The sequence below is a fragment of the Pelorhabdus rhamnosifermentans genome, from assembly GCF_018835585.1.
GTDB lineage: Bacteria > Bacillota > Negativicutes > UMGS1260 > UMGS1260 > Pelorhabdus > Pelorhabdus rhamnosifermentans.
Window position 1 is genome coordinate 1 of the sequence record NZ_JAHGVE010000038.1, and the last position, 20,653, is coordinate 20,653.

General features: G+C 38.8%; 25 protein-coding genes. 14 read left to right on the forward strand and 11 right to left on the reverse strand.

The window, feature by feature from the left end; genetic code table 11:
* Positions 1–260: 260 nt before the first annotated feature.
* The gene (locus tag Ga0466249_RS23905) at positions 261–1,211 is read right to left on the reverse strand and encodes a tripartite tricarboxylate transporter substrate binding protein (RefSeq protein WP_215832039.1); all 951 of its coding nucleotides are present in this window, start codon (positions 1,209–1,211) and stop codon (positions 261–263) included.
* Between the two features lie 969 nt (positions 1,212–2,180).
* On the opposite strand from Ga0466249_RS23905, the gene Ga0466249_RS23910 reads away from it, so the two are divergent.
* From Ga0466249_RS23910 to Ga0466249_RS23920, 3 genes are all read left to right on the forward strand, one after another.
* Entirely contained in the window at positions 2,181–2,603 is a 423-nt protein-coding gene (locus tag Ga0466249_RS23910) for a glucosaminidase domain-containing protein (protein ID WP_215832011.1), read from the forward strand.
* A gap of 242 nt (positions 2,604–2,845) precedes the next feature.
* Positions 2,846–3,478 (forward strand): hypothetical protein, encoded by a 633-nt coding sequence (locus tag Ga0466249_RS23915; RefSeq protein WP_215832012.1) that lies wholly within the window; start codon positions 2,846–2,848, stop codon positions 3,476–3,478.
* A gap of 22 nt (positions 3,479–3,500) precedes the next feature.
* Complete coding sequence (locus tag Ga0466249_RS23920; RefSeq protein WP_215832013.1) at positions 3,501–3,698, forward strand: sigma factor; 198 nt, start codon at positions 3,501–3,503, stop codon at positions 3,696–3,698.
* A 163-nt stretch (positions 3,699–3,861) separates the two neighbouring features.
* Here the strand turns inward: Ga0466249_RS23920 and Ga0466249_RS23925 are convergent, their stop codons facing one another.
* Together Ga0466249_RS23925 and Ga0466249_RS23930 are read right to left on the reverse strand one after the other, a co-directional pair.
* Entirely contained in the window at positions 3,862–4,050 is a 189-nt protein-coding gene (locus tag Ga0466249_RS23925; RefSeq protein WP_215832014.1) for a hypothetical protein, read from the reverse strand.
* 75 nt (positions 4,051–4,125) lie between these two features.
* Positions 4,126–4,269 carry a hypothetical protein gene (locus Ga0466249_RS23930; protein WP_215832015.1) on the reverse strand — a complete coding sequence of 48 codons (144 nt, stop codon included), beginning with the start codon at positions 4,267–4,269 and terminating at the stop codon, positions 4,126–4,128.
* Between the two features lie 248 nt (positions 4,270–4,517).
* On the opposite strand from Ga0466249_RS23930, the gene Ga0466249_RS23935 reads away from it, so the two are divergent.
* The 5 genes from Ga0466249_RS23935 to Ga0466249_RS23955 all read left to right on the forward strand — a co-directional run bounded on the left by Ga0466249_RS23935 (position 4,518) and on the right by Ga0466249_RS23955 (position 6,467).
* A complete protein-coding gene (locus tag Ga0466249_RS23935; protein ID WP_215832016.1) occupies positions 4,518–4,658 on the forward strand; it encodes a hypothetical protein in 141 nt (46 codons plus the stop codon).
* Between the two features lie 255 nt (positions 4,659–4,913).
* Positions 4,914–5,339: a hypothetical protein gene (locus Ga0466249_RS23940; RefSeq protein ID WP_215832017.1), complete on the forward strand. Its 426-nt coding sequence runs from the start codon at positions 4,914–4,916 to the stop codon at positions 5,337–5,339.
* A gap of 137 nt (positions 5,340–5,476) precedes the next feature.
* Entirely contained in the window at positions 5,477–5,641 is a 165-nt protein-coding gene (locus Ga0466249_RS23945; protein ID WP_215832018.1) for a hypothetical protein, read from the forward strand.
* 40 nt (positions 5,642–5,681) lie between these two features.
* Entirely contained in the window at positions 5,682–5,816 is a 135-nt protein-coding gene (locus Ga0466249_RS23950) for a DNA methyltransferase (RefSeq protein ID WP_246589017.1), read from the forward strand.
* A 150-nt stretch (positions 5,817–5,966) separates the two neighbouring features.
* Positions 5,967–6,467 carry a fascin domain-containing protein gene (locus Ga0466249_RS23955; protein ID WP_215832019.1) on the forward strand — a complete coding sequence of 167 codons (501 nt, stop codon included), beginning with the start codon at positions 5,967–5,969 and terminating at the stop codon, positions 6,465–6,467.
* Between the two features lie 74 nt (positions 6,468–6,541).
* Here the strand turns inward: Ga0466249_RS23955 and Ga0466249_RS23960 are convergent, their stop codons facing one another.
* Positions 6,542–7,090 (reverse strand): flavoprotein, encoded by a 549-nt coding sequence (locus Ga0466249_RS23960; RefSeq protein WP_215832020.1) that lies wholly within the window; start codon positions 7,088–7,090, stop codon positions 6,542–6,544.
* A gap of 492 nt (positions 7,091–7,582) precedes the next feature.
* Positions 7,583–8,806, reverse strand: coding sequence for an MFS transporter (locus Ga0466249_RS23965; protein WP_215832021.1), 1,224 nt, complete (start codon positions 8,804–8,806; stop codon positions 7,583–7,585).
* A 161-nt stretch (positions 8,807–8,967) separates the two neighbouring features.
* Between Ga0466249_RS23965 and Ga0466249_RS23970 the strand changes: the two genes are divergently transcribed.
* Positions 8,968–9,291, forward strand: coding sequence for a winged helix-turn-helix transcriptional regulator (locus tag Ga0466249_RS23970; RefSeq protein ID WP_215832022.1), 324 nt, complete (start codon positions 8,968–8,970; stop codon positions 9,289–9,291).
* A gap of 1,074 nt (positions 9,292–10,365) precedes the next feature.
* Here Ga0466249_RS23970 and Ga0466249_RS23975 read toward each other — a convergent pair.
* Positions 10,366–10,677 (reverse strand): hypothetical protein, encoded by a 312-nt coding sequence (locus tag Ga0466249_RS23975; RefSeq protein WP_215832023.1) that lies wholly within the window; start codon positions 10,675–10,677, stop codon positions 10,366–10,368.
* Positions 10,678–11,385: 708 nt separating this feature from the next.
* Between Ga0466249_RS23975 and Ga0466249_RS27620 the strand changes: the two genes are divergently transcribed.
* Together Ga0466249_RS27620 and Ga0466249_RS23980 are read left to right on the forward strand one after the other, a co-directional pair.
* Positions 11,386–11,508, forward strand: a complete 123-nt coding sequence (locus tag Ga0466249_RS27620; RefSeq protein WP_312889830.1) for a hypothetical protein — start codon at positions 11,386–11,388, stop codon at positions 11,506–11,508.
* Positions 11,472–11,930 (forward strand): NAD-dependent epimerase/dehydratase family protein, encoded by a 459-nt coding sequence (locus tag Ga0466249_RS23980; RefSeq protein ID WP_312889829.1) that lies wholly within the window; start codon positions 11,472–11,474, stop codon positions 11,928–11,930. The genes Ga0466249_RS27620 and Ga0466249_RS23980 overlap by 37 nt, the downstream gene beginning before the upstream one ends.
* Before the next feature lie 524 nt (positions 11,931–12,454).
* Here Ga0466249_RS23980 and Ga0466249_RS23985 read toward each other — a convergent pair.
* The 3 genes from Ga0466249_RS23985 to Ga0466249_RS23995 all read right to left on the reverse strand — a co-directional run bounded on the left by Ga0466249_RS23985 (position 12,455) and on the right by Ga0466249_RS23995 (position 14,302).
* A complete protein-coding gene (locus Ga0466249_RS23985; RefSeq protein ID WP_215832025.1) occupies positions 12,455–12,796 on the reverse strand; it encodes a hypothetical protein in 342 nt (113 codons plus the stop codon).
* Positions 12,797–12,984: 188 nt separating this feature from the next.
* Positions 12,985–13,674, reverse strand: a complete 690-nt coding sequence (locus tag Ga0466249_RS23990; protein WP_215832026.1) for a YetF domain-containing protein — start codon at positions 13,672–13,674, stop codon at positions 12,985–12,987.
* A gap of 352 nt (positions 13,675–14,026) precedes the next feature.
* On the reverse strand, positions 14,027–14,302 hold the full coding sequence (locus tag Ga0466249_RS23995; protein ID WP_215832027.1) for a hypothetical protein: 276 nt from the start codon (positions 14,300–14,302) through the stop codon (positions 14,027–14,029).
* A 256-nt stretch (positions 14,303–14,558) separates the two neighbouring features.
* On the opposite strand from Ga0466249_RS23995, the gene Ga0466249_RS24000 reads away from it, so the two are divergent.
* Positions 14,559–15,305, forward strand: a complete 747-nt coding sequence (locus tag Ga0466249_RS24000) for a C1 family peptidase (protein ID WP_246589018.1) — start codon at positions 14,559–14,561, stop codon at positions 15,303–15,305.
* Between the two features lie 494 nt (positions 15,306–15,799).
* Here the strand turns inward: Ga0466249_RS24000 and Ga0466249_RS24005 are convergent, their stop codons facing one another.
* Together Ga0466249_RS24005 and Ga0466249_RS24010 are read right to left on the reverse strand one after the other, a co-directional pair.
* Positions 15,800–17,230: a family 2B encapsulin nanocompartment shell protein gene (locus Ga0466249_RS24005; RefSeq protein ID WP_215832029.1), complete on the reverse strand. Its 1,431-nt coding sequence runs from the start codon at positions 17,228–17,230 to the stop codon at positions 15,800–15,802.
* A gap of 21 nt (positions 17,231–17,251) precedes the next feature.
* Positions 17,252–18,565: a cysteine desulfurase gene (locus tag Ga0466249_RS24010; RefSeq protein WP_215832030.1), complete on the reverse strand. Its 1,314-nt coding sequence runs from the start codon at positions 18,563–18,565 to the stop codon at positions 17,252–17,254.
* Between the two features lie 305 nt (positions 18,566–18,870).
* Between Ga0466249_RS24010 and Ga0466249_RS24015 the strand changes: the two genes are divergently transcribed.
* Together Ga0466249_RS24015 and Ga0466249_RS24020 are read left to right on the forward strand one after the other, a co-directional pair.
* Entirely contained in the window at positions 18,871–20,034 is a 1,164-nt protein-coding gene (locus tag Ga0466249_RS24015) for an ABC transporter substrate-binding protein (protein WP_215832031.1), read from the forward strand.
* Between the two features lie 347 nt (positions 20,035–20,381).
* Complete coding sequence (locus Ga0466249_RS24020; RefSeq protein WP_215832032.1) at positions 20,382–20,645, forward strand: (2Fe-2S) ferredoxin domain-containing protein; 264 nt, start codon at positions 20,382–20,384, stop codon at positions 20,643–20,645.
* The last annotated feature ends 8 nt before the right edge of the window (positions 20,646–20,653 follow it).

Below are 20,653 nucleotides of genomic sequence, written 5' to 3' on the forward strand. Positions count from 1 at the left end.
GTTCTTCGCAAAACCATCTTAGCACAGTTACAATCTCTATGGATTTTTTTTAGTTCAATTTCATTTTACAATGAGCCTATTTATATATTTTTTTACTAAGAGCAAGTTTATAAAAATAGTATAATAATCTCACTATCTCACCATTGGTATGGGGTAGACCCCTGGCTGCTGGATTACGCGACGATAGTTAAAGCCTCACTGTTTGAGTGAGGCTCATTTGACGTGTGATACCTGGAGAGGACGGTTTTTGTTAGTTTTATCTATTGTTTTTGAGATTTGATTAGGTCTACAATACCTGTTTCTTGAACAGCTTTAGATAAATTTTCATTATCAATTAGCCATCTTTCCTCTGATTCTTTAGGACCTAAATATTCAAATTGTAAGCCTGTGTTTTCAATATCTTTTTTGAATTCAGGGTCAGTAATTATTGCATCTAATCTTTCAACTAACTTGGTTTTTACATCAACGGGAGTTTCTTTTGGTATGGCTATTCCAAACCTATTGTTATATGAAATATCTATTCCTTGCTCCTGAAATGTCTGCGCATTTGCAAGAACAGGGTCATTCAAATGTTGTTCACTAGCAACTGCTAATATTTTAATCATTCCACTTTTAACATATTCTTTGATTGCCCCCGGAGTTAAGAATATAACTTGAATATGTCCACCTAACAAAGCTGCTATCTCTTCTGTCGCACCTTGGAAAGGGACCTGATTCATAGTGATGCCAGCGGTTTTAGAAAAAGTTTCAGCGACAATATGCCCAAGTGAACCAATACCAGGGTGACCAAATTTTAATTGTCCCGGATGTTGTTTAGCATAACTAATAAGATCAGCAACGGTTTGTAATGGCTGGTCAGTACGAACAGCCATTACAAAGGGAGTAGCTGTAATTTGCGCTAACGGATCTAACGAGACTGAATAATTGTATTTGGTAGATACAAAGAGGGGTTGTAAAAATAATTCAGAACTTGTAATACCAAGTGCATAACCATCTGGACTAGCATTAGCTAGTTCATTCCAGCAGATAGTACCCGTTCCTCCAGGTCTGTTGACAACTATTAACGGTTGATCTAAATATTTTAGCGCTGTCTTTTCTAGTGCGCGGGCTACTAAGTCCGACCCCGATCCAGCACTAAATGGCACAATTACAGTAATAGGCTTATTCGGATATGTTTCAACTTTAGGCGAAATAACAGTTGAACTTTGCATGCTTGTACAACCTCCAATCATTATTGAAATAAGTAAAAAGGCTACCAACAAAAATAAAGGCCTTTGTTGCACATAAACACCTCCTTATTTCCAAAATACTACATTTAATAGGAAAATCCTGCAATTAAATGTAAATTAATATACAATACTACGTATTTATGGTTACTGAGACAAATTTATACAATATTTCTGTCTGCAACAAAAAGCCTCCAACTATTTTGATGGAGGCTTCTTTGGTAGGACTGTTGTTTTCATTTTTTTAACTGGTTTTGTTTGCTAGCTAATTCTTGTTCTTTTTGTATATTCTTTATAGCTTGGCGAATCATTGTGTCCCAAAATATCTTTGGCAATTTATAGCCTTCTGGTGGTTTGGAAATTACTGTATGGCGGTTGCTTTTTTGGCATGTTCTTACCTCTTTTTCTGACCTGAATTTTTATTTGCTCTCAAATTTTTTATTAGATCCAAAACCGTGAGGATATTCATTCGAAGAAATCCAATTAACCAATATTTTGGCAATAATCGGTATAATTGGTACATCGTCGGGTGATGGGAAAGATACTTCTTTTGTATTTTGCCAGTCGCCCGACAATTAGGTCAGCTCGTGAGATTGTAAGTATTGTCATAGAACACACTTCCCTTCTAAACGATTTTGACAGCAACGCAGCTTATTTTTGCTTTGTTTTTATAATAAAAATTGATTTTTCGAATGCAAATAAAAGGATCAAATTAATTGAAACGCAATGCCGACATGCAGAGGCTTCCTTCGCTTGGAAGCCTTTTTTTATTGGTTTTATTTCAAAAAGCTTTCATCGAAGCCACTTATATTTTCAGTATTTTTGACGATGAGCTACAAAGCTGGCTGGACCAAATATCAGTTAGATAGTCGAGACAACACGTTACATGGTGAAATGCCAAATAGCAATAAGTGAATTGGCAGAATAACATAATATAAAAGGAGAGATGCCAAAATGAACGATTATTTTTATTCTTTAGCTCAACGTGCTGCACAGGCTGCAGCAGATAGAGGGGTTGTTAATATTGACCCACGCTGGATTTATGCTCAATGGGTGCATGAGTCAAATGATTTTACATCTGAATTGGCTATCAGCAATCATAATCTTGGCGGTGTAACACAATCCGAACCGAACGACACCCCACAGCCGGACGGGGCTCAATATTACATCAATTTTGCAAGTTATGAGGATTATGCTGATTATTTTGGTCATTACCTACATGGGTTTATTGATGGCGGAGTTGATCAAGCGACAACATTGCAGGAATACATTACAGCCTTGAAAAATAGCCCTTCTGGTGAGTATTTCGGTGACAGTTTAGAAAATTATTTCTCTGACTGTCAGCGAATTTATGACGAAAACTTTGCGGGGGAATAATTAAAAGTTGGTATGTGAAGTACCTCTGTTTTAAGCGGAGGTACAGGGACAAACGGATACTCCTGTAACTGTACAGGAAACATTATTAGCACCTATTACAACGGATCAGAACATCGCTAGACAGCCGAACAAAAAACACCAGTACAAACTGACATTGAAAAAATCCAAGCGCATATAGATGTATTAAAAGCTGATAACAAGGAATTGGGTACTGTTGTTGCAAGATTGTTGGAGGTGGCATAATGGCATATATAAAATCTTTTTTTACCTTCTTAAAGTCCCACTGGCAGATCGTCGTTAAAATTATCTTGCTTATAATTTTGTTTTATTTTATCTATCGTGGCTTTTTGGCTATTAAGCAAGACTATGAAAGTTTCAAAGATGAAATACGAAATAAGACGGTGCAGACCAATACCATTGTTCAGCAGCCGACGATCATTCAGGGCCAAACAAAGACGGATACTCAGACGAAAATTCAGTACGTTGAAAAGCCTGTTTTAGTGTACACCGACCCTGTTACTGGGCAAACAAAAGAGCAGATTGATCCAACAGATGTAAAACTAACCGCTGACCCTGCAAAAGTGAATGTATCTGTGAACGGTAAACCCTATGCCTTTGACTTGCTGCAGGGCGAGTCTCAGAAATTCGAAAAGGGCCAGGTGACATTAGACCAGAATAGCACGATCAGCTTCAAAATGGACGTGCAGCCGACGATTATTGATAACACCGCATCCGGTGGAATTGATGTTTATGCTGGCAATAAGGATATTGGTATAGGAGTCCGGCACAACCGTGTCGGCATTGACGCCGGATGGAATCACAAAGATAAAGATATGGAATATCGCCTCCGGTGGGAAGCGATACAGTTTAAATAATTAACGTTATTGGAGGGACACGTTGGAAATTCTGGACTTTGCACCACTTGTAAAGAAGTATACTTGGAATAAATCAGACGATGAAAAAGCCGAAGCATGGTTGGCGGTTGTTGAAGCATTTGAAACATATGACTCAAGCAAAGGGGTGCGGTTGCCGGGATACGTTGAAAGTCGCGTTAAATATGCCGTATGGAATATGCTAAAAAAGAAACAGCGTTAATGTTAATCATAAAAATATTGAAAGATTATTCGTGTGCCATCCAGGGCCCTTTTATTATAAAAAACAGCAGCCAATTAAGGCTGCTTAATCTATTTCTTCCGATAAGGTGGTTTATGAACGCCAAGATGATGTTTTAATGATTCTTGCAGCAAATGAGAATAGTTTACTTTACGCGTTCTGCAAGATCATTAAGCCATTGAGGAATGCTTAAAGTCTTTTTGAGAGCACGATTGGCCATTTCATCACGAACTGGCGGCATCCAAATCTCAATTAGATTTACAAAGCCACCTTTGGGAACTGCTATTTCGCTTGGAGAAGTTGGTTCGGGAATAATGTCTTCGTCTTCTTCCATACCGTAGAGAAAAAAACGGCTAGCATCTGAATTAATCAGAATGCTAGCCTGGAAGTGTTGTGGCACTAACTAAGATTAATCGTCGTCCATCATACCCATAAGCATTTTTGTGCCAATGAAAACTAGGGCACCTGTTACAAACATTTTTGGCAACGACATTTCATTACATCTATTACCGTGTAATAATGAATGTAACATACAGGATCTACGATGAAACATAGTAACACCCCCTTGAATTAGTTTTACCGTTGAATAGAAATAAACACGTGCATAATAGTACCACAAATGAAACGCTCTTAAATGAGCGCTTATTTTTATGTCTGATATTACCTGGCAGTGATCTTCTGGCACTGCCCATTTTGAGAGCCGTCCATTTGGGTGGCTCGGTTTTGACATCAAAGCTGTAAAAGTAATCGTGTCACAATCTAAGTTGTTGACTACATAAGATATTAAAAGGAGATGGTGTTATGAAGTCAACACATGTGCCGCGCAGCCCTGCATTTAGTTCAGCTAAACCAGAAAAAGGGAACACTCATGCAACTTGGCCTAGCACTAAGAAAAAGGAGTCATCTACGGCAAAAGTAAATCCGCCATTATCCCATGAGTAACAATAAAGACGGCATCTCGAAGTGCCGTCTTTTTCTATAACTAATTGGAGGTGATAGTCATGGTCAACCTGCATTGCAACGAACCTTGTGAATACAACATAGACATGGATTGCACTGCTGGTCATGTCTATTACGTCAATCGGCTGTGTGTGACGTTTCGAAAACGAAGACGTAAAGAGAACTATCGGGAGTTGATGAGGCCAGACGTTGGGACATGTCATCGAGAGCATGGGGCAATGAGGAGGAAGCGGTGAGATGAATGTTTGGTATAGCAAACAGGCTTATCAATTGGGTGGCCCATATACAACTATTGTTAGCAATGTGTCTGGTACTAGCTATGTAGATACAGCCGTAACAAACGGCACTACTTACTATTATGTGGTAACTGTCGTAAATGCTGATGGTGAAAGTGCCAATTCAAATGAAGCTTCTGCAATGCCTCAAGCACAAAGCGGACATTCACTGCTTCGGATTACTATGAGTGATTCCAGTGAGCGGGAATATCAACTGTCTTTAATAGAAGTTGATGATTTCATTAAATGGTGCGATAGAACTGTTGGTACTGGAAATTCATTGTATACCTTTAATAAGAATTACAATGTTGGTGAATTCCAGAGTCGGAAAGAATATCTGCTGTTTGAACAAATTATTAGCTTCGAAGTTATGCAACTTACAAAATAACTGTTGGTGCCAGGTTGATGGTACCATTATAATGCAAAGCCTGCTCTTAGCGCATGCTAGGGGCGGTTTTTTTAGCTTGCAGGACTTTCGACCCATATAGCGAATATTTCCTCCATACCATATATCGGAGGTCAATCATGCGAATTAGCTGCACCTGTGGTAACACAGAAATGTTGTCAAATGAAATGGAGAATTTTGAAGTTCATTTATTTAAGTTTTCATCAGATAGTGAAACAGGGAGAATATCTGTAGTCTGCAATATCTGTGGACATGAATCAGAAGAAGTATTAATAGGGAATTGATACTGCAAGGTCCTCAATCGGTTTATTCCGGTTGGGGGCTTTGTCACATTTATATGTAGTATTCGCCGGATCGGGCACGACGCTGGTGGCTGCGAAGAATACTGGTAGGCAGTTTATTGGGATTGAAAAAGGAAAAGAATATGCTGCAGTTGCAGGGGAAAGGTTGGGTGCATGAGCTTCTAGTTAACGCTGGAATGAGTCCTTTTTCCTATCTTTTTAAATATATTGCATCAATACTCTACGCATTGTGAAAGTTGTCATCAATTTGTCACATGTTCCTTTTAAGATTTAAATATAAAAAACATTTAGAAAGGGAGTAATTAATTTGAAAAAAATAATGACCTTTATTTTGAGTAGTATGATGGTTTTTTCCTTAATATTTGGCAATATTTTTAATCTTACTAAAGCTGAAGCTTTTAGTACTGAAACAGGAAATAAAATAGCTCTGATGTCTGTTGAAAATGGCAAATTTGTATGTGCTGAAGACAACGGTAATTCTCCACTCATAGCAAATCGTGACCAAGCTAAACAATGGGAGACATTTGAAGTAGTTCACATGGGCCATGATAAAATAGCTCTTAGATCTATGGCAAACGGGAAATTTGTGAGTGCTGACAACGATGGTAATTCTCTGCTCATAGCAAATCATGACCGGGCTGGACGCTGGGAAATATTTAAAGTGATTCATATGGGCCATGATAAAATAGCTCTTAAATCAGTGGAAAATGACAGATATGTGGGGGCTAACGGTGATGGCAATTCTTTGCTCAGCGCAAATCACCATCGGGCTGGACGATGGGAGACATTTAAAGTGGTTGATGAATAATTTAGCGAAATCCCCTACCTCGGTTTAGACTGGGATAGGGGAATTTTGTTTAATTATATTTTTTTGTAAAATAATTATTCTTCTGCAAGCAGTAATCTGGTTACTTCTTTTATAATAAATTCAGTATCCGCGAGCATGCTATACAATTTTTTACCGCTAGGCATAAGTTTTTCCTGTTGAATGATTAGGCACCCGTCTTTCTGCAAAGTTTGAATGTTTCTTTGCACTACTGGCTTCCGGTACATTTTCGGATTCATATGGGGAGCAAAAATGGTAAATGCCTCTGTTGACATGATAGTTGTAGACAGTATGTCGTCCGCTATGCCGCTAGCTGCTTTTCCGATAATGTTTGCAGTTGCGGGAGCAATGAGTAATAAATCTGCTTTGTCTGCAAGTTTTTTATGTCCTTCATCCCATGAAACCGGATCTGCAAATTGATCCTGAATAACTGGATGACCGGATATATTGCGGAAAGTCAACGGTGCAATAAATTTTGTGGCGCTACTCGTCATAATTACGTCTACATTAGCACGCAATGATACCAGTTTCTTGACAATATCAGCCGCTTGATATGCCGAACTGCATCCCGTCACTCCGACTACAATGTTTTTTCCTTTAAGCATTTTATTTGTTCCCTTCCTATATTTATATTTTATTAACCTTGAAAATAACTGAATAAGCTACACACAACACGATATTTAAATGTGTAGCTTATTCAGTTATTACCACAAAATACACTATATTCCTGCTTATACAACAAAAAGCTTGCAATCAGTTTTTCACGTTGTGTTTTTTATTGCTTGACTAAATGATAAATACGATGAGCGATTCTAGCATACGTTCTAAAGGCGGTGGCGATAAACGGTGGCCCGAAGATGTGAAGCTGACATTTATGTTTTGGCTGAGAGTGTTGCGGCGCGACTACGCACTTATGTCCGATTCGTAGTATAGGTGTTTGGGGCGCTGAACTAGTCATTGCCAATCAACATATACAGCTTGATTTGTTTAGCGAGGAACAAATTGCCAAAGAACAGCTTGAAAAAACGATTGATGATATTCGCCGTCGCTTTGGGCCGTATAGTATTCAACGGGGTGCGATGCTCAGTGATCGACAACTAACAGGATTCAATCCTAACTGAAAAAACTAAGTATATTACAACAGATAAAATAAGTAGAATAGTTGAAACGTTGTATATGTAAATAAATCCGAATGTTTGGGCCACACTGCCCCAAATAACAGAGCCAACCATTATTCCCAAGTCCATTGCACATAGAAGTGTTGCATTTGCCGCTCCTCTTCTTTCCACTGGTGCAGAGGATATAACCAATGCGTTTATAATTGGCTGAACTGCACCGTGACCAACGCCATAAATTATAGCGGCCACAAGAAACATTGGCAGCGACGCAGCTACAGGCAATAGTTGCAAGCCAATTGCCAATAAAAGCATGCCAGGCAGCAATACTTTGGAGGTTCCATACCGGTCAGCAATTCGACCTGAGATTAACCTGACAAGTATTGTAGACAGTGCAGTAACTATATAAAATATCCCTATATTTTCTACGCCTTTCTCACTCGCATATGCAGGCAGAAAAATTCCTACGGTGGCGTAGGTCATCATAACAATAAAATACAAAAAGGATGGCCACATCGCCGTTTTCTCAAAAAGCGTTGCTTCTGTATTTTGCCTTGCTCTATATTCAAGTTGTTTTTCAATAATTGGAGGCTCTGTACTTATTTGATTAAGGTAGCTGCTTTCCAAAAAGCCGGTAAGTAATGCTAATGCAATGCATAAAGCCGAAAGAAGGAACAGTAATGTATAATTATAATGCTCCAATACGTATAATCCTAATGCAGGACCGAGAGCCATAGCACTTGACATCGAAATTCCAAAGAAGCCCATTCCTTGATTCCTGCGGGCGGCTGGAATCAGGTCAGAGGCTATGGTACTGACTGATGTGGTGGTTGCACTCCAGCTTATTCCGTGTATCGCTCTCAGTATTAACAGCAGAATGGCTGAATATGCCACCGCATTGTAAGAGATCGTTGTTAGCAGCAACAAAGTGAGACTCGTGAGCATAATTGACTTTCTTCCTTTTTGATCCAGCAGGCCTCCAATCTTGGGACGGGAAATGAAACCGGTTAAATAATAAATACCGGATACTAGACCCGCCATTATTTTATTTTCCCCAATGTTTAAGACAAGTAAAGGTAAAGTTGGTAGTAGCATAAAATTCCCCAGATAGGCAAGGAAATTCACCATTATGGTAAAAGCAAACGATATTGACCATAAGTTTTCCCGATTAGCGGCTTCCTTGTTTCCAATATGTATCTCTTTCAAAACAATCGTCCTCCTTGTGGCGCTTACTGCAAAAACGTTATAGAGTTAATTCCTAGTATTATCATCTATTTACTAGGAATTTGTGTTATATTAATAGTATACATATTGCTAAAAAAATGGAAGTAGTTACATTTCTTTAAGCTACTATACTGGAGGGAATTATGAATAAATGCTGTACTTGTGGAAAATGCAGTGCTGCGATAAAAAATACCCTTTCTATTATTGGAAGTAAATGGACGTTTTTAATTTTATGGAATCTTTATGATGGCACTAAACGATTTAGTCAATTACAAAGGTCATTACAAGGAATAAGTCCTAAAACATTGTCTCTTAGATTGCATGAATTAGAGAATAATGGAGTAATAACCAAAACTGTTTATCCTGAAGTTCCGCCCCGTGTTGAGTATTCTATGACTGATAAAGGTAATAACCTAAGAGATATATTTGTCGAATTAATTAAATGGAGCAATAATTGCGTAAAATAACATCTAAACATTAATTACCTTTAATACGAAATATGCTTTTGGCTGACGCTGTCTTCTGCTTTCATTAATGACACCAAACCAACTGATGGCTTAATCTGGCTATGAAACAACAAGCCCAGAACTATTTCATTCTGGGCTTGTTTACGAAAAGGTTTATTATTCATGAATATAGTGTAATTTATGCCGGCTCTTAATTTCAGTCAGTTTGCGTGGACATTACCTCCATAATAAATTTTACGGACTAATTGGTCGGTCATAAATTTATTATGGGCAATTATGTAAGAAATCGATAGTGTCAATCTATTAAGTTTATTCGATTTTATTTATTATCTTTGCATAACTGTTCTTGCAACATAACCCGTGATTCATCCAGTATCTTTTTTAATAGGGTTATTGAGCATGAGCAGCCTGGGGATGTATTTGGATGATGAAGATCGCTGGTTTATAGGAACGTAATGGTTCAGGGTGATTTTAGTAAAATGAAAAAGCGGCGACATAAAGCCGACGCTTTTGAAGGGGTTTAAATATGATTAGTATTTACAGTTGAACTTACATTCCTTATCACTTTTTAGTTTTGATTTACTAATACTCAACTCACGTGATAAATCAAGGTCCTTTTGCTCTTTCGAGCATAGTTCGTTCTTCTGACATTCTTTTTTCATATTTATTCACCTCCAATAATATTATCTCCACAAACCATATGATAATAGCTGTTAATTTTTTTTATTTGTGTTTGTGAGTTGTAATCCCTCATCCCGCGCGTGCCTGGCATATTCTTAGCAAGTGTTGGCGCTACCTACAGCAGTACTCAGAGTACTTCAGTAGCTTCAAAGATTGGACCTGCCTATACTGTAGAGCTTAGTGGAATAACTGCTCAAAGTACAGGTACAACGGCAGCAACTGAAACAGCCAATTAAGAAGTTCTAAGCTAAAAGACTACTCGATATAGATATAGGGTTGCTTTTTTCATTTGATATGCCACGAATTTAACCTTGAAGTATTAAGGCCTCATTCTCCGGCAGATGCTGGGGGATGGGTATTTTTTATTTCTGAAGATAAAATTTTATAGTCGGTTCACTGCCGGTTTTTTACCATATCTTTTGCGCACGCAAGCCCACTACCATAGTGACATTTCACTCTTTGAAGGATAAAATGCCAGCCAACCCTCTGCCTGGCCACAATAAGATATACTATGGCCTCACCAATTGCCCAGGTAAAGGCATACGCTAATGCACCTTTGACAATTAAGGCGCTTTTAGTAGGTATCGATTGTAGAAGCAGAGTAGCGATCGTTCTTGAAATCTTTGCCAAACCAAATACAAAAATAAATTCTAATATATGTTTAAATTGTATTTTTTCACCTAATAAACCAATAAGCTCAAACATAAGTTTTGTCTCATTTACCGTAAGAACAACGAAGTCTGCAAAGACTTCAAGAGGCTCTGTTTGGTCTGGGATTGCGCTTAATCTTCGGAGCATAATCTAGTAACCATAAATGTTACAGCTATTCTATTTTATTAGAAAGATATGTTAAAGTGAATTAATCTATGCTTTATTATCTGCCATAATGGTTTCTACGATGGACACATCTTGGAAAATATGTTTGCAATCTATTGATGTCAATACAGATAATGTTAACTGTGGGGAGTTTTTTTGTCTGCCTGCAACAAAAAAACTCCGGCTATTTGGTTGGAGGTGAAAACAATTTATTTACGATTGATAGGCCGTTGCCAAAACAGGCAGTAACTATCAATAACGATATATGTCAATTGTTAAACAAGTTCAGTAATCAACAATACTGAACTTGTATCGAAAAGACGACTCTTAATCAGTATGTTCGGGTTCGATTCCCCGGTGTGTCACCAGAAAATTCAAGGGTTTGCAGCGATTCAGGCTCTCTTAATTTTTGTTTTTGGGCAGTCCCAACTAAAAGACATAAAATGTGCTAAAATGAAGGGCTTTCTAGTGGTCAAAGGTATTTGAATTTTTTTATTTTTTTTATCTACAATATGTTTATTAAATTGATATAAAAACAAATAAACCATATGATGGAATAAAGATAGAGACACAGAGACTCTAAAGGAGGGATAGTGCGTGAACATATTACTTGCCGGTGGTGCTGGTGACGTCGGTATGTATTGTGTGACTATTTTTATCATGCCGGACATAATGTCATTGTTGTGGACAGGGAGAAATCTATCTACAATGGCTCATTAATGGATAATGTAAGATTTTATGTAGCGGATATTGCAAATGGTGCTGTTTTAAAAAGAATAGTTTTGGATCATGCAATTGACGTAATCGTTGACTTGGCTTGGAGTTTTGCTGATGACCCGAGGAAGCTTTTTGGAGAAGATATTGTTGGCCAGATTAACCTTATGGAGGCAGCTGGTGTTGGCGGAGTGAAGCGGTTTCTTTATACCAGTACAGCAGGAGTATATGGATTACCAACATTGCAGGCGGTTGTTGAAGGACAGGTATGTCGGCCGGAGCTAGCACGGAAACCTTTATATTCTGTGGCTAAGCTTGCTGCAGAACAATTAGGTTTGGCCTGGGGACGACAGCATGGCCTTCCGGTGACGGTGCTACGTTTTTGGTGGGCATTTGGAGATGAAATTGGGGGTAATCATTTGCCTTAATTGGTGAAGAACGCATTGCTTGGTGATTCCATAAGGCTCGTGAATGGAGCGGGTGGAGCTTTTACCAGTATTGATTTTGATAGAAAACGAAATTTGGTAAAAATATTTAGAAGTTTATTAGAAAGATTAGCAGTTGTAGAAAGATGTGAATTAAGGCTTCAGGGGTTTTTCCTCGGAAGTCTTTTTTGTCAGTGGTATCATGCCGGCCTTGTCAATGGGGTGGGAATATCTCCTTGTAGCACGTACATCGTTATGACCTAACTGGGCTTGTACCACCAATGAAATTCCATAAATTATATAATTTACCTGTTTCCATATAAAGTAAAAAGCTGAACCTCAAAGTGCGAGATTCAGCTAAAAAAAATTTATTGTTTTGTCTGTCTATCTGACAGGGTGAAGTTTAAAATGCTAGGAACGGGCTTTTTTCATTTATTGCACAATTTTTCAGCATACGGGTATAAAAAAAAACTGGAATTTACCAATATTATGAATTGGTTGTTACTCTTGTATCTTCAGAGTTACACTCAGAAGTCACATTCGGAGTCACATTCGGAGTCACATTTAGAATCACATTCAGAGTCACATTCACCGCCGATGGCAATAAATTGCACTTCGTTTGAATTTATTGCGACAATTGTTCCTGCATCAAACTCTCTACTATCAACGAGAACGTTACATGTTAACTGGAGTAAGAAAAAATCAGGGTCGTTATCACATTTTAAGTCCACATGAACTGGTGGACATTTCACGCTACGTTCATTTCCAAAATCTCCTAAAAATGTTCCAATCAAGACCACATCTTCCAGAACAACGGTTATTAATAAGCCGCAAGCCAGATCAAATCCTTTACCTTTTGGAATTTTCATGGTTTTCCTCCCTGCTTTTTTTGCTAATGGGTAACTTCTGTTTATATTATTCATTGATTATAAGAAATGTGATATGTAAAGTAAGTGAGGAAAAAAGTCTTCAATCAGTTTTTTATTTCCTGTAGTGTGAGATTGGTGAGTTTTTTAGATTTGTTTAGGAAATTATGTTATAAATTATTCATAGTTTCCTAGTGCCAATCGCGATATAAATCAACATAGAGGTTGCCATTGGTTGATAAGGCCGCAAAAGCGACTTCCTGAATGTTGTTAATTCCCTTTTCCTGAAGCTTTTTATTGAGCCATTCTTTGTTTAAGCCGTTGTTCTGGAGGTTTTGTTCTATCACTTTACCATCTAGGATTAACTCGGTTGCAAGGCCCTCATATTTGGTTGATACATGAAGATCCTGTGGCGTTAAGGGTTGATTCTGAGATTTTAATTGGACGCTTAGTTCGCCACTCGGTTCTAGAATGGCAAATTCGACTTGAGAAATATCAAACACCTTTTCCTGTCTAAGATGCTGAATAAGGTAATCATAGGAATAGTTTAACTTTAGCATGTTGTTTTCTAATATTTTTCCATTTTGAATTAAGATGATCGATTCTCCAGCTAATAATTTGCGAAGTGATTGATATCTTAGAGAAAGTTGAGATACTAGAATGATACTAAATGCCGTAAGAGTTAAAGAGAGAATAAAATTTAAGATATGTATATTTATGTTAAAAGCCAGATTCCCTGCAATGGTTCCAAGCAGCGCAGTCGCAACATAGTCAAAATAAGTTAGGCTGGATAGGCTTCTTTTGGTTAACAATTTTGTGGTTGCAAAAAGGAATATTAAAGCTAAAACTACTCGCAGTGCAATATTCAATGGTTCAAACAAAAAAATAACCTCCATTGGGTAGCTTTCATTGGCTCTCCCTATTTTTCCATAGAAATTTTCTAGTATACTATTTTAATTAGCACAGACATATCTTGTATTTATAAGGCTGATCTGAATCAGCCAAGAAGTATAGTGCTACCGGATTAAGTGGCAGGACAGGATAAATAAAATGATCCTCACAATGGAAGCTTTAAAGTACACTCATGAATAGGAATGTAGAGGTAATGATTAATGTTTTTTTCGGTAATAGTTCTTCAGCGAAGTCGAATTAATTTGGCACTGAATTCAAAAAGAGTCCCTCATAACAAGGAGACTCTATATATCGATCTCGTGAACGATTATGACCTAATTACTAATAATCGTATCCCATGCCGCCAAACCCCATACCATGATCACCATATCCCCTATGACCATATCCGCCACAACGAGGACACATAGGATGAATATGAGGTTCATACTCGAAACCACAGACTGGACAAATTTTTACCACTTCGCGACAGCAGACCTCATAAACTTTGAATTTTTCAGTGAATTCTCCGACACATTTACGTTTGCATTTTGGTCTACAACCATCATATATAGGCATATGCATAAATTTAGGCATATAGTGTTCTTTACAACAATTCAAGGTAACACCTCCTTATTGTAGATTACAATTTAATATATGTGAGTTGCTTTAAAAATGTTAACATAAAAAATGAGAAATCCACCCGATTAGTTGTATTTGCGATATCGCAGAGACGGTTTTAAGAAGGAAAATTACAAAGTAAATTTATGGAAAATGTTTTGATATTTGTAATATTAATGACTATAATTAATATTATTAAGAATGCTATTTATATGTTCATTATTGATTATGCTAAGATCTTAAAAGGGGTGATTTGATGCAAAGAAAATACTTATTAAAAAAGGATACACCAGACCTTCGAGACCACGTATTTTATTCGACCTATTATAAAAAGGCTGAACTGATGTCGACCAAAGTTGATTTACGCGATAAGTGTAGCCCGATTGTCGACCAAGGAGAACTTGGAAGTTGCACAGCTAATGCCATTGCATCCGGACTTAGGGAATATCTTCTCAAAAATAAAGCTGCTTGGATAGCTTTATCCAGGCTGTTTTTATATTGGGAAGAGCGCAAACTAGAAGGAACGGTGAATGAGGACAGTGGGGCCGAGATTCGTGATGGAATGAAAGTACTGAAGAAAATCGGCGTATGTCCGGAAGCGGATTGGCCGTATGATATTTCAACTTTTACCAATACGCCGACGGACAAAATGGTTACGGATGGCGCCGTTTATGAAATTGCTGAGTATCACCGTATACCATCATTTGATCAGCTTAAGGCGGCACTGGCAGAAGGGTTGCCCATAGTAATCGGAATTGAGGTCTACGAATCGTTTGAAAGCGATATTGTTTCTAAAACCGGGATTGTTCCTCTACCAAACAAAAACACAGAAAAGTACCTTGGCGGTCATGCTGTTTTAGTCGTTGGCTATGATGATGACAAAAAGCAGTTTATCGTCCGAAATTCTTGGGGAACTGATTGGGGGGATAAGGGATATTTTTATCTTCCTTATGATTACTACAACAAAGGATATGTAAGCGATTGTTGGACTAGTGCAAATTAACAAGCAAAGCGGGGTTATTTGGTACTGGCAATTTGGGCACAGGCATGGGCCTTCCTTCCTATTCTTGTAAAATATGTTGAATTTCATAGCTTTAATTGTTATAATAAATATGCAGGGTCGTTGCCTGCCTCCATTTTATCTATGGACGTACTTGGCATATGTCCATAGAACAGAAGCTCCTATCTCGGTTTCGTCCGGGTGGGGCCTTTTTTATTTTTAGACCGTGGCATTTATAATTTTTTTAGCATAGTCTGTAGTAACTCAACATTCATTACCTTATTTAAAATTGAGGAGATGACATTATGAATTTCGGACATGGATTTGGTAATAATGGGTGTATTATTATTATCATTATTCTGTTGTTGTTCTTCTGTTGTTGTGGAGATGAATGTTCGTCCATTGGCTAATTAATATTTTATAAGTTCAAAGCTCCTACCCTAGCCGTAATAGCTGGGGTAGGAGCTTTTTAAATTAATTCTTAGAGGTTTTGTTCATTAATACATAGGGTAATTATGATAAAAGCCGACTTCCACATTATCCAGGCTGGCGAGGGCTTCATCAGTCAGGACAGCAACTGAGAAGTACAGGGTAAGCAGATAGGATGCAAGTGCTTTGTTGTCAATGCCCATTCTACGCAGTGACAGACTTGGCAGAATTTCATCAGTAATGCCTGCTTGATGCAGTCCGATAACCCCTTGTTCCTGCTCTCCCAGGCGCATTAACAGTATGCTAGTTGTTCCAACATAAGATCCGCTTTTTGACTTGCCATTTACCATGAGCTTATTGCAAGGCACGATGGGTACGCCGCGCCAGGTCATGAAAGGAGAACCCTGAAGCGTTACGGTAGTGGGGGGGACGCCGCGTTTAGTACATTCACGACCAAAAGCGGCAATGGCCTTAGGGTGAGCTAGAAACAAAGCGGGCTTTTTCCAAACTCTTGAGAGTAGTTCATCCATATCATCGGGAGTAGGTGGGCCATATCTTGGTTGTAAGCGCATCGAGGGTGCCAAAGAATGAAGCAGACCGAAGTCCTTATTATTGATAAGCTCCCATTCTTGTTTTTCTTTCATGGCCTCCACAGTCAGCCGAACTTGTTCTTTAAGCTGGTCAATGGGGTCATTATAAAGATCGGTGACACGAGTATGTATTTTTAAAACTGTCTGTACAATACTTAGGGGATATTCCTGCGGTTCTTCGATATAGTCGGCAAAAGTTTCCGGCAGTATACATTCACCTTTGTGTCCGGACTGGATGCTAATTTTATGCTCCCCGTGCTCATTGACCTTAGATTTCCATTCATCCTTGTTTTGAACAGTATATTCCAGCCTTTTGCGAAATTCCGGTTTCTGGCGAATAAGGGCTTCAAATTTAGCTTGGTCCAGTGTCAGAATAGAACAGGTCGATAAAGCCGTGATGGTTGCAGTACAGGGTTTGTTATCCAATAATGCAAACTCGCCGAAGAAATCGCCGATAGATAAGATGGCTAGTTGCAGCTTCTGGCCACGGTCCCCTGTTGTAGTGGCCTCGACAGCACCATTAGCGATAAGAAAGAGTTTATTACCCGATGCTCCTTCATTGATGATTACTTGATCACGTTCATATTGCTCTACAGTAAATTCATTCGCTAGTTGCTCAATTTCTTCATCTGTGGCGTTATAGAATAGGGGGATTTTTCGTAATTGATCAGCGGCTACATTGAATTCACCATCTGTTTGAGTAACATGGACCTTGCCTTCCTCTTTGAATAAGACTTTTATTCGATTGACCCGGTAAGTTCCGGAATTTACCTGAACCCAAGGGAGAAATTGAAGAATCCAACGGGGGGTAATTGCTTCCATCATGGGGAGTGACTTTGTAGTAGTAGCTAAATTCCTGGCTACTTTGGTACTTAGGCTTTCCTGATCTTTTAGCAAATCACTGTTCATTAATGTAACCTCCTTATTTTCTTAGCGAATTGATTGTTGAATGGCCCAAACTAATTCGTCGATTTCCGCAAAGGTATTATAAAAAGCGATCGATGGTCTTATTGTGCTGTCCAACCCAAAACGGCGCAGCGAAGGCTGAGCGCAATGGTGTCCAACGCGTACCGCAATACCTTGACGGTCTAAAAATTCGGCAATTCTTCCGGACGGAACACCTTGCACAACAAAGGATAAGATAGCAGCTTTATGGGCTGCTGTGCCTATTAAGTGTAGTTTAGGGATATTGCATAATGTTTCTGTGGCATAAGCCATTAGATCTTTTTCATATATTTCGATTTTCGCAAGGCCTAGGTCGGTGAGATAGTCGATGGCAGCTCCTAACCCGACTGCTCCGGCAATATGACCGGTTCCAGCCTCGAATTTGTTAGGAAGCGAGTTGAAAGTGGTATGCTCAAAAGTGACATTTTTAATCATGTTGCCACCGCCTTGCCAAGGCGGTATTTCTTCAAGCAAGCTTTTTTTCCCATATAATACACCGATTCCTGTCGGCCCAAACAGTTTGTGTCCGGAAAAAGCGTAGAAATCGGCTCCCAATTCTTGAACGTCAGTCTTAAAATGCGGAATACCTTGTGCGCCATCAACTAGTACGGGAATGCCCAGGCTATGGGCCATATCAATGATGATTTTGATGGGGACGACTGTTCCAAGGGAGTTGGAAACATGGGGGATGGCAATAAAGCGAGTTTTAGAATTGAGTAGTTTTTCATATTCTTCTACAATAATTTCGGCATTATTATTTACGGGAATTACGCGTAATGTTGCGCCCTTTTCTTCGCAAAGTAACTGCCAGGGTACAATGTTAGCATGGTGGTCCAATATACTGACGATTATTTCATCACCCGGCCCGACAACCCTGCGTCCGTAGCTTTGGGCTACGAGATTGATGGCCTCCGTAGCACTGCGTACGAAAATAATTTCTTCCACGGAATTTGCACCGATGAAATGCATTACTTTTTCACGCGCACCTTCATAGGCGTCGGTAGCTCGTTTGGCTAGCGTGTGGGCTCCACGGTGCACATTGGAGTTATCCTGCGAGTAAAAATGAGTAACCGCATCGATAACGCTTTGCGGTTTTTGAGTTGTGGCTGCATTGTCAAGCCAGATGAGCGGTCGGCCATTTATCTGCTGATGAAGGGCTGGAAAGTCTCGACGAATAGTCTCCACAGCTAATTCCTGGTCAGTTGGTAGCGGCGGGGCGGGATTTTTGGGCAAAAAATAGTAACTGCTAGCTTCATTGATATCTGCCAGTGAACAGGGTAAAGAAGATGATGCTAACAAATTGCGGATTTCCATTATGAAGTTGGATTGGTTTAACTGGTGATTTTTCACGGACACGGGGCCATTTCCTTTGGTCATAAATAAACCTCCTCTGCTGGTAGCAGCAGTGTGATACGAAGAAAGTAAATAACTCTCTGCATAAATAATATTCGGGTGATTGTAGCATAGAACGAAATTATACCAAAATCTGCTGACAGGTTAGAACAAAAACAGGTTAGGGCTTTTTTGTTGTCATAATAAGATATATAATGAGGATAATCTTGTGAAAATTTTGCATTCGTATTTTACTAGGAGGATGGATTGTAATGAAAAAAATTCCTAAAAAGGGTTACTTGTTGTTCCTGTTTATTTTGACATTGACTTTTATTAGTGGTTGTGGAAATAGTGCAAGTCAGGATATTAAGATCGGTATGGTATACGAATTAACGGGAAATACGGCGACTTACGGTGTCGCTGCTGCCAATGGTGCTAAACTTGCCTTTAAAGAAATCAATGCGAGTGGTGGTGTTTTGGGCAAACAAATTCAAATCATTACGGCTGATAACAAAGGAGAGCCTTCAGAGTCAGCGAACGCCATGACGAAAGTGATTACTCAGGATAAAGTTGTTGCTGTCACGGGTTTTACTGTCAGTTCTTGCGGTATTGCCGGCTCGGCAGTTGCTGAAGACAACAAAATTCCGTTTGTCGCTGCAGCGACAGTTAATCCGAAAGTAACAGTTGATACGAATACAGGCAAAGTGAAAAATTATACCTTCCGAGCTTGTTTCATTGATTCCTTTCAAGGGACAGTCGGGGCCAATTTTGCACTCAATAGCCTCAAAGCCAAGAACGCTGCCATTATAACTGATAGCTCCAGCGATTACAGTAAAGGGTTAACGCAGGTATTTAAAGAGGCTTTCACTAAAGGCGGTGGTCAAATTGTAAGTGAAGAGGCTTATCTTCAAAAAGATCAGGATTTCAAGCCCGTCTTAACGAAGATTAAAGCTCAAAACCCCAATTTATTATATATTCCCGGCTATTATGAAGATGTGGGCAAGATTATTAAACAAGCCCGTGAATTGGGTATTTCCGTGCCTATTCTTGGCAGTGATGCCTGGGATTCGCCTAAACTCAGTGAACTTGGCGGCGCCGAAGCCCTTAATCATACCTATTTCACTAATTTTTACTCCGTAGAAGATAAAAATCCAGCCTCAAATGCTTTTGTTGAGGCTTATCAGAAAGAATATGGTCAATTGCCAGATTCGATGGCCGCCATGGGATATGATGCTGCTTATTTACTTGTTGATGCAATCAAGCGGGCGAATAGTACAGATTCAGCGAAGATTCGTGAAGCCTTGGCGTCCACAGCGAACTTTAAGAGTGTCAGTGGCGATATGAAATTAAGCGATACGCATGATGCGCTGCGCGGTGTCGTGATTATTGAAATGAAAGACGGCAAGCAAACTTACAAGGAAACAGTAAAACCGTAGTCTGTGCAAAACAACTGCTGTGAAAACTTGGCCAAAGTTTTTTGCAGCAGTTGTTTTTTATGGATGCACTGGATTTATTAAAATTGTAAAAAATTTCTATTGAAGAATAAGGTATTTTTATGTACAATAAAAAAGTGCATTGTATAAGTGAAAACATTCACTAATAATATGTTGTGTGCATCGAATTTTATAGTGGTAGTTTCTGAAGAATCAGCTCCTGACTAACAGAACAGGATGTCGGCTTGCCAAAATCCTTATTATTCATGATAGTTCAATTGAAAGACGAAGTAGTGTCAAAGTTATAAGTCAATTGTTGCAAAAAAAATGATGACAAGGGATGGATTTTGATGAAAAAATGTAAGCAATTAACTGTTGAAATTTGTGTAGGTACATCATGCCATTTATTGGGATCCGAAGATTTATTTGAATCGCTCAAGCGACTACCACGTAAAATACAAGATGCTGTGGATATTCAAGGTGTAAATTGTTTGCAAAGTTGTGGCAAAGGTCCCAATGTCCGTATTAATGGTCTCATTCTGACTGATGTTACTCCCGAACAATTACTTCGTGTGATCGAAACTAATTTTTATTGTGAAAAAGAAAGCATATAAAGGGGAGG